The 13538-nt window shown below is 37.5% G+C and carries 13 protein-coding genes; 6 read left to right on the forward strand and 7 right to left on the reverse strand.

Annotated elements, in window-relative coordinates; genetic code table 11:
- Positions 1-19: 19 nt before the first annotated feature.
- On the reverse strand, positions 20-952 hold the full coding sequence (locus tag NKR74_RS19490) for a DHH family phosphoesterase (RefSeq protein ID WP_253630550.1): 933 nt from the start codon (positions 950-952) through the stop codon (positions 20-22).
- A 118-nt stretch (positions 953-1070) separates the two neighbouring features.
- Between NKR74_RS19490 and NKR74_RS19495 the strand changes: the two genes are divergently transcribed.
- Complete coding sequence (locus tag NKR74_RS19495; protein WP_098305360.1) at positions 1071-1373, forward strand: YtpI family protein; 303 nt, start codon at positions 1071-1073, stop codon at positions 1371-1373.
- 16 nt (positions 1374-1389) lie between these two features.
- The gene (locus tag NKR74_RS19500; protein WP_253630551.1) at positions 1390-2148 is read left to right on the forward strand and encodes an arylamine N-acetyltransferase family protein; all 759 of its coding nucleotides are present in this window, start codon (positions 1390-1392) and stop codon (positions 2146-2148) included.
- A gap of 211 nt (positions 2149-2359) precedes the next feature.
- Here NKR74_RS19500 and NKR74_RS19505 read toward each other — a convergent pair whose 3' ends face one another.
- Both NKR74_RS19505 and NKR74_RS19510 read right to left on the reverse strand, forming a co-directional pair.
- Positions 2360-4072, reverse strand: a complete 1713-nt coding sequence (locus NKR74_RS19505; protein ID WP_253630552.1) for a glycoside hydrolase family 3 protein — start codon at positions 4070-4072, stop codon at positions 2360-2362.
- Positions 4073-4125: 53 nt separating this feature from the next.
- On the reverse strand, positions 4126-5466 hold the full coding sequence (locus NKR74_RS19510) for a glycoside-pentoside-hexuronide (GPH):cation symporter (protein ID WP_098305366.1): 1341 nt from the start codon (positions 5464-5466) through the stop codon (positions 4126-4128).
- A gap of 319 nt (positions 5467-5785) precedes the next feature.
- Here NKR74_RS19510 and NKR74_RS19515 point away from each other — a divergent pair, with 319 nt between their 5' ends.
- Together NKR74_RS19515 and NKR74_RS19520 are read left to right on the forward strand one after the other, a co-directional pair.
- Positions 5786-6433, forward strand: a complete 648-nt coding sequence (locus tag NKR74_RS19515) for a GntR family transcriptional regulator (RefSeq protein ID WP_253630553.1) — start codon at positions 5786-5788, stop codon at positions 6431-6433.
- 389 nt (positions 6434-6822) lie between these two features.
- Positions 6823-7620, forward strand: coding sequence for a tyrosine-protein phosphatase (locus NKR74_RS19520; protein ID WP_098305370.1), 798 nt, complete (start codon positions 6823-6825; stop codon positions 7618-7620).
- 236 nt (positions 7621-7856) lie between these two features.
- On the opposite strand, the gene NKR74_RS19525 is transcribed toward NKR74_RS19520, so the two are convergent.
- From NKR74_RS19525 to NKR74_RS19535, 3 genes are all read right to left on the reverse strand, one after another.
- Positions 7857-8039 (reverse strand): DUF3949 domain-containing protein, encoded by a 183-nt coding sequence (locus NKR74_RS19525; RefSeq protein ID WP_253630554.1) that lies wholly within the window; start codon positions 8037-8039, stop codon positions 7857-7859.
- A 64-nt stretch (positions 8040-8103) separates the two neighbouring features.
- Positions 8104-9351 carry an RNA-guided endonuclease IscB gene (gene iscB / locus NKR74_RS19530; RefSeq protein ID WP_253630555.1) on the reverse strand — a complete coding sequence of 416 codons (1248 nt, stop codon included), beginning with the start codon at positions 9349-9351 and terminating at the stop codon, positions 8104-8106.
- Positions 9352-9795: 444 nt separating this feature from the next.
- Positions 9796-11109 carry a CBS domain-containing protein gene (locus NKR74_RS19535; RefSeq protein ID WP_253630556.1) on the reverse strand — a complete coding sequence of 438 codons (1314 nt, stop codon included), beginning with the start codon at positions 11107-11109 and terminating at the stop codon, positions 9796-9798.
- A 232-nt stretch (positions 11110-11341) separates the two neighbouring features.
- On the opposite strand from NKR74_RS19535, the gene NKR74_RS19540 reads away from it, so the two are divergent.
- Complete coding sequence (locus NKR74_RS19540) at positions 11342-11506, forward strand: hypothetical protein (RefSeq protein ID WP_098305376.1); 165 nt, start codon at positions 11342-11344, stop codon at positions 11504-11506.
- A gap of 38 nt (positions 11507-11544) precedes the next feature.
- Here NKR74_RS19540 and NKR74_RS19545 read toward each other — a convergent pair whose 3' ends face one another.
- Positions 11545-12228, reverse strand: coding sequence for a metal-dependent hydrolase (locus NKR74_RS19545; RefSeq protein ID WP_098305495.1), 684 nt, complete (start codon positions 12226-12228; stop codon positions 11545-11547).
- 149 nt (positions 12229-12377) lie between these two features.
- On the opposite strand from NKR74_RS19545, the gene pepQ reads away from it, so the two are divergent.
- Positions 12378-13475, forward strand: a complete 1098-nt coding sequence (pepQ, locus tag NKR74_RS19550) for a Xaa-Pro dipeptidase (RefSeq protein ID WP_098305378.1) — start codon at positions 12378-12380, stop codon at positions 13473-13475.
- The last annotated feature ends 63 nt before the right edge of the window (positions 13476-13538 follow it).

The following is a 13538-nucleotide window of genomic DNA, read 5'->3' on the forward strand; positions in this document are numbered from 1 at the left end:
GTCCCCTCTACCTTTCTTCTTATTTACACAATTCACATAAGTCTGCAAAAAGACGATCTGCTTCTTCCCAAGAAAAAACTTTTGCACCTGACGCCATCGGATGCCCTCCACCGTTATATTGCATTGCTAATGTATTAATTACCGGTCCTTTTGAACGAAGTCGAACACGAATTACATCTTTTTCCTCTAGAAATAGAACCCACGCTTTTAAGCCTTCAATGTTTCCAAGTGCTCCAACAACTCCTGATGCCTCAGACGGAAGTACATCAAATTGCTCTAATATTTCTTTCGTTATCTTAATATACGCTGCTCCTTCTTCTGCCATTGTGAAATTTTGTAAAATGTAACCATTTAAACGTGCAATGCGCTCATTTGTTTTATACATTTCATCATATAATGCAGGGAATTCAACTCCCATGTCTACAAGTTCAGATGCATAACGAAGTGTTTTTGCCGATGTGCTCGGAAATAAGAAACGGCCTGTGTCACCAACGATACCAGCTAAAATAAGACGTGCGGCTTCTTTTGTTAAAGTTAACCCTTTGTCTTTGCCATATAAATAAAATTCATAAATAAGTTCACTTGTAGAACTAGAAGTTGTATCTACCCAAACAATATCTCCGTACGGATCTTTATTTGGATGATGATCAATTTTAATTAATTGCTTTCCTTTTGTATAACGCTGATCGCAAACGCGCTCTTGGTTTGCTGTATCACAAACGATAACAAGCGCCTCTTCATATATAGCATCATCAATTTCATCCATTACGTGTAAATATGCTAAAGACGGTTCATTATATCCTACCATATAAATCTTTTTCTCTGGAAACGATTGCTGCAGCATTGTACCAAGTCCGCACTGAGAACCTAATGCATCTGGATCCGGACGTACATGACGGTGAATAATAATCGTATCAAATTGCTTAATTGCTTCTAAAATCTTCTCATGCATATGTAAAAGTCTCCTTTTTCACCAATTTATACCCATTATAACCCAAAACACTTCATACAGGACGATAATTGATTTACAATAAAATAAATAACATACAAGTAGATGGGGGATTGGGGTCATGCCAGTATTAGTCTTTTGTATTATCGTTACATTTATGTTGTATCTTTTCTACAAAACGAAATATTTCCGTACAAACCGTTCCATGGAGAAAGGATGGCTTGCTGGAAAATCAGCGATTGCACTCGGATTATTTGTTGCATTATTTGGCCTGAACCAATTTTTCTTGGATCTTTCAGCAGCTCGTATAATCGTTGGAACTTTATTTGTAATTGTTGGCGGTGCTAGCCTCTACAACGGTATTCGCCAATATAAGCATTTTTTACCGCTTGCGATTGAAGAGGCAGAGCAGTTACAAAAATAATTTGAGGTGAGATAAAATGAACACCTTTCTAAACGATTTTTTCAACCGCATTCAATATGAAAAAAAAGATGTAACATTTGAAGATATTCGTACGTTACAATCTCAATTTGCTAAACATGTGCCATTTGAAAATATTAGTATTATACAAAATGAAAACATTGATATTACCTTTGAAAACTTAAAAAGAAAGATTATAGACAACCGGCGCGGCGGTGTTTGCTATGAGCTGAACCCTTTGTTTTACTACGCTTTAAAAGAACTAGGATTTCAAGTCCATATGATATGTGGCACTGTATTTAATGATGGAGAAATTCGGCTAATTGGAACACACTTTGCAACGATTCTTCAGCATAACAGTCAGCCATACTTGATTGATGTTGGTTTCGGTTCACACCATGCCCTGCAGCCTCTTCCGTTTACAGGAGAACTAGTATCTTCTTCAACTGGTGAATATCGTATTCAAAAGAAAAAAACAGATTTAGGAGAATACGCATTTGAAAAATATCAAAATGGCACTCTAGAAATTGGCTATGACTTCTTCACATCGCCAATTGATGAAACGGTTTTACAAAATGCACAACAAATCATTACCCACCATGAACAATCACCATTTAATAAATCACCGCTTCTTGCAAAACGAACAGACGATGGTCACGTTACACTGACAGACAAAACTTATACCGTAACGATAGGGAATCATAAATCTAAACAAACGATTGATATACAAACTTTCCAAGCGCTTGCTTTGAGTGAATTTGGTATTACAATCAAATAGAAATCATTCCTTTATCTAATAACTGTAGTTCTTCTGTAAGATTCATTGGAGACATAAAAAAGCGGTCATCCTTTCATAGAATACCCATGAAAGGATGACCGTTTTTAAATTAAAACCCCTTGTACATTCACCGTTACGACCTTAGCTTATAAAGTGAAACTTCCATCAGTGGGGTCTTACTGCCCATTAATGCGAGATAACATATCATTGATTAAAACCGCGTATCCCAACATCCACAAAATGGATCTACCGGACTCTTTCCTTTAAATTCGGATTCCCCCGTTAACTTCTTATAAAGATAATCAATAATGTTTTCGTTTGCGTGATAGCAGTTAATCATGACAGGGACTCTCGGAATATCGAATAAATGATACGGATTAGCTAAAGAAATGAAAATAGTAGGCACTTCCTGAATGAACCATGGTAAATCGCCCGCAAGCTTGGGCGACCACTGCAGCCGCAAAGTAGGCTTTACGCTAGCGGTAGGAAGGTTCGCCAAATAAATAACAAGGTCAAATTGTTCTTTTATTGTGTACGTAGGAGCTGTAAATGACGCTCCAAAATTTTGATTTGGATCAAAGAGAACCACCTCAAACCCATTTGTTCGCAGCTTATCTGCAAAGCTCTCAGTCCAGGATTTTGAGTAGAAGCCCTCTGCTTTTAACTGAGAATTTATGTTTTCTACAGGAATTAACAAAACTCTTCGATATTGATCAGCGGATATAGGCAGTAATTGTTTTGTATCTTTTACCAAAGTAATAGATTCATCTGCTGCAATGGATGCCCACTCCTTATGTTCTTGACAGCCGAGTACCTTGAGCTCCTCTTCTCTCGGAATTAACTCAGTGGCTTCTTTTTTATGAAGACCAAGAGATGCTTTTAAGGCCAACACTCTCGTGACTGCTTCCTCTACTCTTTCCATCGTCAGCAGTCCGTTTTCAAGACCCTTCATCATAAATTCAAAGTCCTCTTGTATATCTCGGTTAAAGAGGAACACATCACAGCCCGCTTCGATTGTTAAAGGAACTGCCTCTTCTCGACTTTTTGCCATTGCGAACCCAGCCATCATGGTAGAGTCAGAGACAATGACACCATTAAATTGCAATTGTTCTCTTAGTAAATCCTGTAACAATTCTTTAGATAGAGTAGCCGGCATGATTTCTTCTTCCTTAATATCAGGACGAAGCTTTCTGGAATAATGAGGGAGCATAATATGTCCAGGCATAATCGTTTTTGTACCTGCCTCAATTAATTCCTTAAAAATAATACCATAGGTACGATCCCACTCCTCTACAGAGAGAGAGTTAACAGAAGTCACTAAATGGTGATCTCTTTCATCCACACCGTCTCCTGGAAAATGTTTGATAGATGCCGCTAGTCCGTTTTCTTGCAAGGCTTGTACATACTCTTTGCTCATTTTTATAATTGTGGAAACATCTGATCCAAAGGTACGAATGTTGGTAATCGGATTTCGAAAGTTTATATCAATATCTACTACAGGTGCAAAAGACCAGTTACAGCCGACAGCACTGCCCTCTTTAGCTGCAATCTCCCCTAACTTGTATGCTATTTCTGTGTTTCCTGTTGCTGCTGTCTGCATAGGATTAGCAATTGCTGTCCCGTCCAATGCAATGCCATTTCCTCCGGCTTCTAGGTTTGCCGCAAGAAGTAGAGGAATAGCGGATTGCTCTTGTAAAAAACGATGAACCTCTTGAATTGCCGTTCCTTTGTCTGGCCTAAACATAAACCCACCAGGCTTAAATTTTTCCAGTATTTCTTTCAATCTCTTTTCATCCTTCTCCATACCGTGCAAGCAGAAAAGTTGTCCGACTTTTTCTTCAGTCGTCATAGAGCATAAGGTTTCGTTCACCCATGCAATATCTTGATCTGTTAGATAGAAAGGATTTTCTCTTAAATTCATCATGTTTACTCCCCCTGATTTGTGTGTGTTTTCATACATGTCCGAATCATCAGCTCTTATTGCGCATTCTTAAATTCAGTCGTATGGCTCTTTCGTCTAATTTTTATTTCAGATAGGATTTTTTCATAGAACCCTTCTGTTAACTGGTATTTCATAAGCGGTATAACAGAGATAAGCAGCAAAATTCCTGGAATAAGCGTAAAAAACAACTGCATCCAAACCATTGTTGTACCTGCTTGAGTTTGATTCGGGATGTAACCAATACCAGAAAGCGCATAAGCTCCTATTCCTCCGCCAATCGCTCCTGCGAATTTAGCGCGGAAAGTGTTAGTAGAAAATACCGTTCCCTCTGCCCGTTTTCCAGTTTTCCATTCCCCGTATTCCACACAATCAGCAATCATAGCACTCATTGTAATCGTCGCTATACCAAAAAATAAACCACCTAGAATATTTAGTGTAAAGAACGGAATCATATTTTTGCCTACAAAGAATAAAGCAATATGCTCTACACCGTAACCAATAATTCCAATGATAGTAGTTTTCTTTTTCCCTAAGCGCTTCGAAATCGTAGGTGCTAACAGGCCTCCTATTAATACTGGCACTATGCTCACCAAAGAAAACACAGGGAACAGATTTTCTGCATGTAAATAATATTTGAAATAGTAGATACCGAAAGCACCGCGGAATTTTGTTACGATGTCTTCCATTAACATTGTCAACAACAACAGCAGAAGCGGCTGATTCGATTTAATTACACGAAAAGCATCTTTGAACGTAAACTTTTCGTTTCGTTCTACTGTTACTTGTTCTTTTACATTGAAAAACGTAATCCAAAAGAAGCCAATACATAATACTGCATAGATCGCGCTGACAAGGATCCAACTGTTTAACGCTTTAACAAGCGGTAAGGTAAAGACACTTACAAATAATGCAGCGATAATTGCCATTACACGAGGCACCATCACCACTTTTGTTCTTTCCTTTGGATCGTCTGTGATAGCGGATGTCATAGACCAATATGGAACATCTACCAGACCGAAGCTCATTCCCCACATGATATAGGTTACAGAAGCGTAAATGATCTTAGCGGCAGGACTAATATTAGGCTGCAAAAAGCAAAGAACTGTAAAACCGGCCATAATAACGGGGGGAAGCAAAAGATACGGCCTAAACTTTCCCCATCTGGATTTTGTATTATCTACCATGATGCCTATAAAAGGATCCAATAAAGCATCCAACAATCGGGCTACAAGAAATAATGTTCCTACAGCAGCTGCTGATATCCCAAAGTAATCGGTATAAAATAACATTAAATAACTAACAGTCAAAATATAAACTAAATTCTGCCCAAGACTCCCCAGTCCGTAAGATAGAACCGTTTTTGACGAAACCTTCATTGTATTTCTCCTCCAAATTGTTTGTTATTTATGTTTCTATACAACACTTTTCTGCGCTTATTAGTTTGTTCTATCTTCCCCCTTAAAGTCATTGGTCTACAAACAGTGAGAAACGATCTTTTGGCTTAGGTATACCTTCCTTTCTTAGTTGTATACAAGAAGAATACCAGTGGAATGTAAATGAAATATTAATTATTTTTAAACTTCATGTAAGTTTCTCATTTATCCTGAACCTACACTTACGATTATTTACTTGCAGTTGAAACTCAGCTACTTTAAGATAATTTTGTAAATGATAAATGAAAGGAATTAAAAGTTCATGTCATCTAAATCTTTAATAGACATTGCCTATGCAAACATACGTCAAAAGATTATTCTTGGCGATTTCATGCCTGGAACACTATTATCAGAAAACGAACTTGCAAACGAACTAAACATGAGCCGAACACCGATTCGAACTGCCATTTCTCATTTGGAATCGGAGGGGTTTGTGGTTTCATTAAAAAATCGGGGCATTTTAGTGAAAGAAATTTCAGTTAAAGAAATTTTGGATATGATGGAAGTGCTAACCTCTTTTAAAATACATGCGCTAGATTCTATGATTGAACGCGGTTGTATTTTAAATATCTCGGAATTAGGAAAATGTCTCAAAAATCAGATTGAAGCTAGCCAGCAAGATGATTATCCTGAATACGTCAAATACTCCCATTTGTTTTCACGCTGTATTATGTCTGCCTTAAATAATCAAGCTATGCTGCAAATTATGGATTCATATCAAGATAAAATTATCATGATTGCTACGGTAAACTGGAAGCTTACTCCTCATCAGCCTCATTATTCCGCTAACCGCGTTAATGAATCTCTTTATCAAGCTGTAGTATCCAAAGACTATGAAGGTGCAAAGCAAATAGTAAAAGAGACTCTTCTCAACACTCGTAATCGTGTAGTAATGGAAGGAAGACTGTAAATTTTACTTGTTTATCTATTGGGACGTCAGATCATAAATCTTTCGTCCCGTTCTCTTTTTCTTTTCTGATAATATGGGACGCTTTTTTTAAAATAATTTCTTCCTATCTTTCACATAACCAGTTCTAGATTAGCTGTAGAAATGTATAACTCCCGTGTATCCTTTTCGTATACAAAATACCTGTTTTTGAACTACAAGGAAACCCCAAAATATTATTTCAACGCATCTAACATTCGAAAGTTACAAGAACTTTAAAAAGCCTTAATATTTCTTTTACAATTAGGTAGTATTCTGCTTGTATACAACTTGCTCTGAAAAAGAGAAAGTTATCATCCAACTCTCCACCAAGCAAGTGTTTTTAATTACAAATAGAAGAGGTGTTTATTTTAATGGAAATCACAACAGCAACTCGTTATGCGACATATCCTGCAAACCGAGTAATCCCCTTTATTGGAGCTCATAACTTTCGTGACATGGGCGGCTATAAAACATACGATGGCCGTACAGTAAAACTTGGACTTTTTTTCCGTTCAGACGAACTAACAGGTTTGACAGATGAAGATATGAATTTCTTACAAACATTAAACATTAAATACATTTTTGATTATCGCGATGAGCTGGAAGCACAAAATAAGCCCGATCCTATCCTTTCAAACGTGGCATACGAACGTATCCCGGCATCAGAGCAAAATAATCAATTCGGCACGATCGAAGAAATGGCTAGAAATAATTTCTTCAAAAATCTTAACTTAGATATTATGTGGGAGGTGTATTCCAAACTTCCGCTAAACAATCCATCTTACAAACGATTGATGCAAGTTATCCAAGACCCAAATAATTTGGGGTTATTACATCATTGTGCCGCTGGAAAGGATCGTACGGGCGTTGGTGCTGCTCTTATTTTATCTGTGCTTGGAGTTCCAAAAGAAACTGTTATGGAAGATTATTTATTGACAAATGAAACGATGAAAGAGTTTAACGAAAAGGTATTGAAGCAAATTTCAGCGCATTTGGATGACAGAGGTCTTCAAATTATGGAACAGCTGCTTGGAGTAAAAGAGGAGTTTTTAGAAGGTGTTTTCCAATCTATTACGAATACGTATGGAAACCTTGATACGTACTTTGCTCATGAGTTCGGTTTAACAAAGGAAAAACGACAGGCGTTACAAAGCTTTTGTCTTGAGTAGGACAAGGTACATCTAGATGAAATCATATTCCCCATTGCATGTATATTGAAAAGAAACAAGGATAATCCCGTTTTTAGTTTAGAGACATGTGTAGAGATTCCCACCAACCTAACGAAATGAAATGCCCACATACTATACAAAAAAGCCGGCTCATCAATAGTGAGACCGGCCTTTTTATATTTTTTATTATTGCTACAATATAGTCATTAGGACTTGTCTTAAAATAAAGACACTTACTAACGATGGCGCAATTTATATATAAGACTCGCAACAATAGCCGACGGTAAATTAAACAAATTCCCTTGCAAATTGAAATGCGCTTGTTCTTCTTCAAATGACATCTTTTCGTATAACTCACTTTGTGTGAGACCTGTTTTTTTCATTCTTTCTTTTAACGTATTTCCGAAAGAAGTCCCCATCTTCAAGCGCGTGACGTGCAAGAGCCCAGCGATAAGGTGGGGATGAATTTCGGTTAGGCATAGCCTAACTGATTTGTAAGAACTGCCAATTGTTCGTATGGTGTATACGTTCTATATCCGATACCTTCATTTGCTTATAAGATTTCGCAGGATTTTGTATATATTGTCCATTTATATCTTGTACGTACACCATTTTCCCTGTAAATCCTGTCACAGATCCTACTTGTCCAAATACCTTTACTTTATCACCTAAATAGATTCCATCTATATGTGGTGTATTTTTCTTGTTCCGTTTTGCACTTGTATTCTTTGTTTTCCTTCCTTTTCTTGCGGTTACTTCATGCAGGGAGCGTTTTTTCTTTCTAAATTGCTTAATTCGAAACTCACCGCTTTGATTATATTCTTGTATTTGTGTTGGATGGGTAATCGCAATCGCGTCATTTACATGTGTTTTTGATAAACCTAATTCTTTTCGCTTCGGTGTGGTGTAACTGCCGTACGTAATGTCACAATCTAAATGATTCATGATTTGTAAACGCAATATATTCATAAAAGCAGTCTCTTTATATTGTTTTGGTTTTTTGAAACTGTGTTTGATTTTCCCTTGATGAAATTTTTGATGGCATTCATCATGCACTGTTACAAGATTATCTGCCATATTTGAACCGCCATTGCATCGTTCGATGATATGATGCGTATGCAAAATACCACCTTTCTTCTTACAAATTTGACAGGTGTAATTGTCTCTTGCGAATACATAATATCTCGTATTCCAAAAGCCAAAGGTATCCCCTTGTTGATATTCTGTTCCTTGTATATCGGGATTTTTTAGTTTTTGTACATCAAATTTCCCTACTTCGACAATTACTTTTGGTGAAGGTAAGAGTGACTTGAATATTTCAATCCAATGAATTTGGTTATCCACTCTACTTTGAATCGATGGTGGCAACCATCCTTCTTTCTTTTTTCGATTGAGAAAACGTGCTTTTCGATATCTTGTTTTTCGTTGTCTTCTACCTCTGCGTAATGTAGCTCTCAGTGTAAGATTTTCTTTGATGTCCTGACGTAACTCAATGGTTCCTTTTGCTAGCACTTTGTCTTCAGTTGTAATCGAAATGCCGATATGCTTTGCTCCGCTGTCAACGCCGATTGTGACGGGTTGCACCGTTTCACCTGTGGCATATTGTAATTGAATTGTAAACGGAGTGTGTCCAATAATCTTTACTTTTCCTCGTTTGAGAAGAAGCCGTGCCTTACGAGGACTGCAAGGCATGAGTGGTTCTCCTCGTAAATTCTTGACAAATACACGCATGTTTTGTCCCTCCTAAGAGTTTGTTTCCCTTCGCCAATGTTTGTAGGTGTTGGCAACTTCTTATACAAGAAGACTTGTGGTTGACCGTTCCTTCCCAATCAGAACTGTTACAGAGCCACCATAGAGCCAAGAACTAGGGAATCATTCTTGGGTATGCAACCTACGAACGGAGTCCACAAAAGACTGAGGCTAGACAACTAGGGCTTTTTTCAAGCCCCCACTTCAAAACGTGTCAGCGTTTAAGTGGTGGGTAGTTGACGCCAGATATATAAGAGTATTAGATTGGAATCATGATAAAAAAGTAGAGGATAGCAATGCTCCCGAAAAAGATACCAGCAGATAATATACACATCACTTCCTTTATTTCCCATAATAACATACCGGATGAAAAATGAAGATATTTATTTATACAAAAAAGCTGTCCTTTCAGACAGCTTCCCCTCCTTAACGATCAATCAATTGAACCATGAGCAATGCTTTTCCAACAACATTTCCTTCATGTCGTACTTCTACTTCAACTTTACCAAATTTACGTCCAATTTCTAGCACTTTTGGATAGACGGACACAACGTTATCAATTTGAACCGGCTTTACAAAGTAAATCGTTAAATTCTCAACAATGACGTCACCTTTTTTCTGGGCACGAAGCACACGATTTGTTGCTTCTGTCACAATTGTTGTAAAGACGCCGTATGACAAAGTCCCTATTGAATTTGTCATTTGTGGTGTGACAGAAAAATGATAAGCAGAATCTTGTTTTGCTTCTTTCGGATTCATAAATTGATTCGTTACAATATCATCAATCGTTTCCCCAACTTGCGGCTGGCGCTGAATCATTTGGAGCGCTTGCAGCACATCTTGACGACTAATAATCCCTTGCAATGTATTGCTATCATCAACAACTGGAAGAAGCTCAATTCCTTCCCACACCATCATACGTGCCGCTGCTGCAACAGACATTTTTCCGTTGACAGTAATCGGCTGTTTTGTCATTACTTTTTCAATTGGTGTTTCTTTTACTACACCAATCATATCTTTGGACGTTACAATGCCAAGCACTTTATTTGCTTCATCTACAATCGGATAACGGCCATGCATCGTTTCTTCATTATATCTATGCCACTTTTCCACTGTATCACTTGGCTGTAAATATACCGTCTCTTCAATTGGTGTTAAAATATCTTCAACAAGAACGATTTCTTTTTTAATAAGCTGATCATAAATAGCACGGTTAATAAGCGTTGCTACTGTAAATGTATCATAACTGCTCGAAATAATCGGCAGCTTTAATTCATCTGCCAATTTCTTCACATGCTCTTCTGTATCAAATCCACCTGTAATCAGTACAGCTGCTCCTTCTTCAAGCGCTAATTGATGTGCTTGTGTACGGTTTCCGACAATAAGTAAATTCCCAGCTTCCGTATAGCGCATCATCGCTTCTAGCTTCATTGCCCCGATTACAAACTTGTTTAACGTTTTATGTAAACCTTCCCTACCACCAAGTACTTGACCATCCACGATGTTAACAACTTCTGCAAATGTTAGCTTTTCGATATTTTCTTTCTTTTTTTGTTCAATACGAATTGTCCCGACCCGTTCAATTGTACTTACATAGCCTTTATTTTCCGCATCTTTAATCGCCCGATATGCCGTTCCTTCACTTACGCTCAACTCTTTTGCAATTTGGCGCACAGAAATTTTATGCCCAATTGGCAAACTGTTGATATATTCTAAAATTTGGTTGTGTTTCGTAGCCAAGTAGTTTCACCATACTTTCTTTTCCCTAAATTCTTCATGTGTTATCTTTTTAGTATACTATATTTTCAAAACTGTTACACTGTATGTTTATATATCTGTACTAATTTTTTTATAACAAAAGGATACATGTTTCTTACAATTATGTAATTTCCTTGTCATCTTATTCGATAGTTTGTTTCATTTTCTTATCGTACAATAAAGACAAGAAATGAGAGACAAGGAGCGATATGATATGAAAAAAATTTTAGAAATAATTGGCGCGGTATTGTTAGCGTTCGTGGATGGAAAGAAAGTAGCAATCAAAATCAACGAAGTAACTGAAACAGAAACACATAGATTACAATCTAAAAATAATATAACAAATCCAACATTTACATTATGTCCTTCCCACATGTAAAAACCTTCACTTTGCCGCGCAAAATGAAGGTTTCTTTTTTACAATTCAATTGTTTCTCCTGCTTGTAGCACTTTCCCTACACTACCGGTTAATTTTTCTACAAATTGATGCGGATCTTGTTCGATAACTGGGAAGGTATTATAGTGCATTGGCACAACAATTTTCGCTCCAATCCATTCTGCAGCTAACGCGGCATCCTCTGGACCCATTGTAAAGTTATCTCCAATTGGTAAAAATGCCACATCAATTGTATGACGAGAACCAATTAATTTCATATCCGAGAACAACGCTGTATCTCCGGCATGATAAATTGTTTTTTCTTCTGCAGTAAATACAATCCCTGCTGGCATACCTGTATATGTAATCGTTTGATTTTCTTCATCAACATAGCTAGAACCATGAAATGCTTGTGTAAACTTCACTGTTCCGAATTCAAATGCATGAGAACCTCCAATATGCATTGGATGTGTATTTACACCTTTCCAACCTAAAAATGTCGCAAGCTCAAACGGTGCAATAACAACTGCATTATGTTTTTTTGCTAATTCTACTGTATCCCCAACGTGATCACCATGTCCATGAGAAAGGATAATTGCATCAACTGTTACCTCTTCTACTTTTAAATCTGTTTTCGGATTACCTGTAATAAATGGATCAATTAAAATAACCTTTCCGTTCGTTTCAATCTTTACAACTGAATGACCGTGATAAGATACTTTCATCTTTTCATTACCTCCCTTATTCATATCCACACCTTCTATTCTACACGATTTCGCAATTTCCTGTCTTTTCAAACATCGATTTGCTTGTCATAACGCTTTCGTTCGATGTAAAGTTATACATGTAATTGAAATTTCGGAGGTGCAGATATATGAATACTAGATTAGAAAAATTAATGCAATGGTTACAAGAAAAAAATACAGAAGCTGCATTCTTAACTTCTACACCGAGCGTCTTCTATATGACGAACTTCCACTGCGAACCGCATGAAAGACTACTCGGTCTATTTGTATTCCAAGAAAAAGAACCGATGTTAATTTGTCCGAAGATGGAAGAAGACAAAGTAAGAAGTGCTGGCTGGACTCACGAAATTATCGGTTTTACAGATACAGACAATCCATGGGATATGATCGCGAAAGCAATCAAAGCACGCGGCATTGATGCAAATGCAGTTGCAATTGAAAAAGAACATTTAAATGTAGAACGCTACGAGCACTTATCACAATTATTCCCAAAAGCATCTTTCAAACCCGCTGAAGAAAAAGTACGTGAACTTCGCCTAATTAAAGATGAAAAAGAGCTTGCGATTTTACGCCAAGCTGCTGCTATGGCTGATTATGCAATTGAAGTTGGGGTAGATGCAATTCAAGAGAATCGCAGTGAACTTGAAGTATTAGCGATAATTGAGCATGAATTAAAGAAAAAAGGCATTCATAAAATGTCCTTTGACACAATGGTATTAACAGGTGCAAATTCCGCCCTTCCGCACGGTGTACCAGGTGCAAATAAAATTCAACGCGGTGATTTCGTCCTATTTGACTTAGGTGTTATTATCGATGGTTACTGCTCTGACATTACGCGTACAGTTGCTTTTGGCGAAATTTCAGACGAACAAAAACGCATTTATGACACTGTATTAAAAGGTCAATTACATGCAGTTGAATCATGTAAACCGGGCGTGACATTTAGTGAAATCGACCGTGCTGCTCGTTCTATTATCGCAGATGCTGGCTACGGCGACTTCTTCCCGCACCGCCTTGGTCATGGACTTGGTATTAGCGTCCACGAATATCCAGATGTAAAAGAAGGCAACAACTCTCCATTACGAGAAGGAATGGTCTTCACGATCGAGCCAGGTATTTACGTACCAAACGTAGGCGGCGTTCGTATTGAAGATGATGTTTATATAACGAAAGATGGCGTGGAAATTTTAACGAAATTCCCGAAAGAATTACAGTTTGTAAAATAATAAACAGGTGGCATATATGCCACCTGTTTATTATTTTTCCCATCTACTACACTCCTCGTACTG

Source organism: Bacillus sp. 3103sda1 (assembly GCF_024159135.1).
Taxonomy (GTDB): domain Bacteria; phylum Bacillota; class Bacilli; order Bacillales; family Bacillaceae_G; genus Bacillus_A; species Bacillus_A rhizoplanae.

Excerpts from the sequence above, each read along its gene's own strand:
- NKR74_RS19490 (WP_253630550.1), bottom strand. The coding sequence starts at position 952 with ATGCATGAGAAGATTTTAGAAGCAATTAAGCAATTTGATACGATTATT.
- NKR74_RS19495 (WP_098305360.1), top strand. The coding sequence starts at position 1,071 with ATGCCAGTATTAGTCTTTTGTATTATCGTTACATTTATGTTGTATCTT.
- NKR74_RS19500 (WP_253630551.1), top strand. The coding sequence starts at position 1,390 with ATGAACACCTTTCTAAACGATTTTTTCAACCGCATTCAATATGAAAAA.
- NKR74_RS19505 (WP_253630552.1), bottom strand. The coding sequence starts at position 4,072 with ATGATGAATTTAAGAGAAAATCCTTTCTATCTAACAGATCAAGATATT.
- NKR74_RS19510 (WP_098305366.1), bottom strand. The coding sequence starts at position 5,466 with ATGAAGGTTTCGTCAAAAACGGTTCTATCTTACGGACTGGGGAGTCTT.
- NKR74_RS19515 (WP_253630553.1), top strand. The coding sequence starts at position 5,786 with ATGTCATCTAAATCTTTAATAGACATTGCCTATGCAAACATACGTCAA.
- NKR74_RS19520 (WP_098305370.1), top strand. The coding sequence starts at position 6,823 with ATGGAAATCACAACAGCAACTCGTTATGCGACATATCCTGCAAACCGA.
- NKR74_RS19525 (WP_253630554.1), bottom strand. The coding sequence starts at position 8,039 with ATGGGGACTTCTTTCGGAAATACGTTAAAAGAAAGAATGAAAAAAACA.
- iscB (WP_253630555.1), bottom strand. The coding sequence starts at position 9,351 with ATGCGTGTATTTGTCAAGAATTTACGAGGAGAACCACTCATGCCTTGC.
- NKR74_RS19540 (WP_098305376.1), top strand. The coding sequence starts at position 11,342 with ATGAAAAAAATTTTAGAAATAATTGGCGCGGTATTGTTAGCGTTCGTG.
- NKR74_RS19545 (WP_098305495.1), bottom strand. The coding sequence starts at position 12,228 with ATGAAAGTATCTTATCACGGTCATTCAGTTGTAAAGATTGAAACGAAC.
- pepQ (WP_098305378.1), top strand. The coding sequence starts at position 12,378 with ATGAATACTAGATTAGAAAAATTAATGCAATGGTTACAAGAAAAAAAT.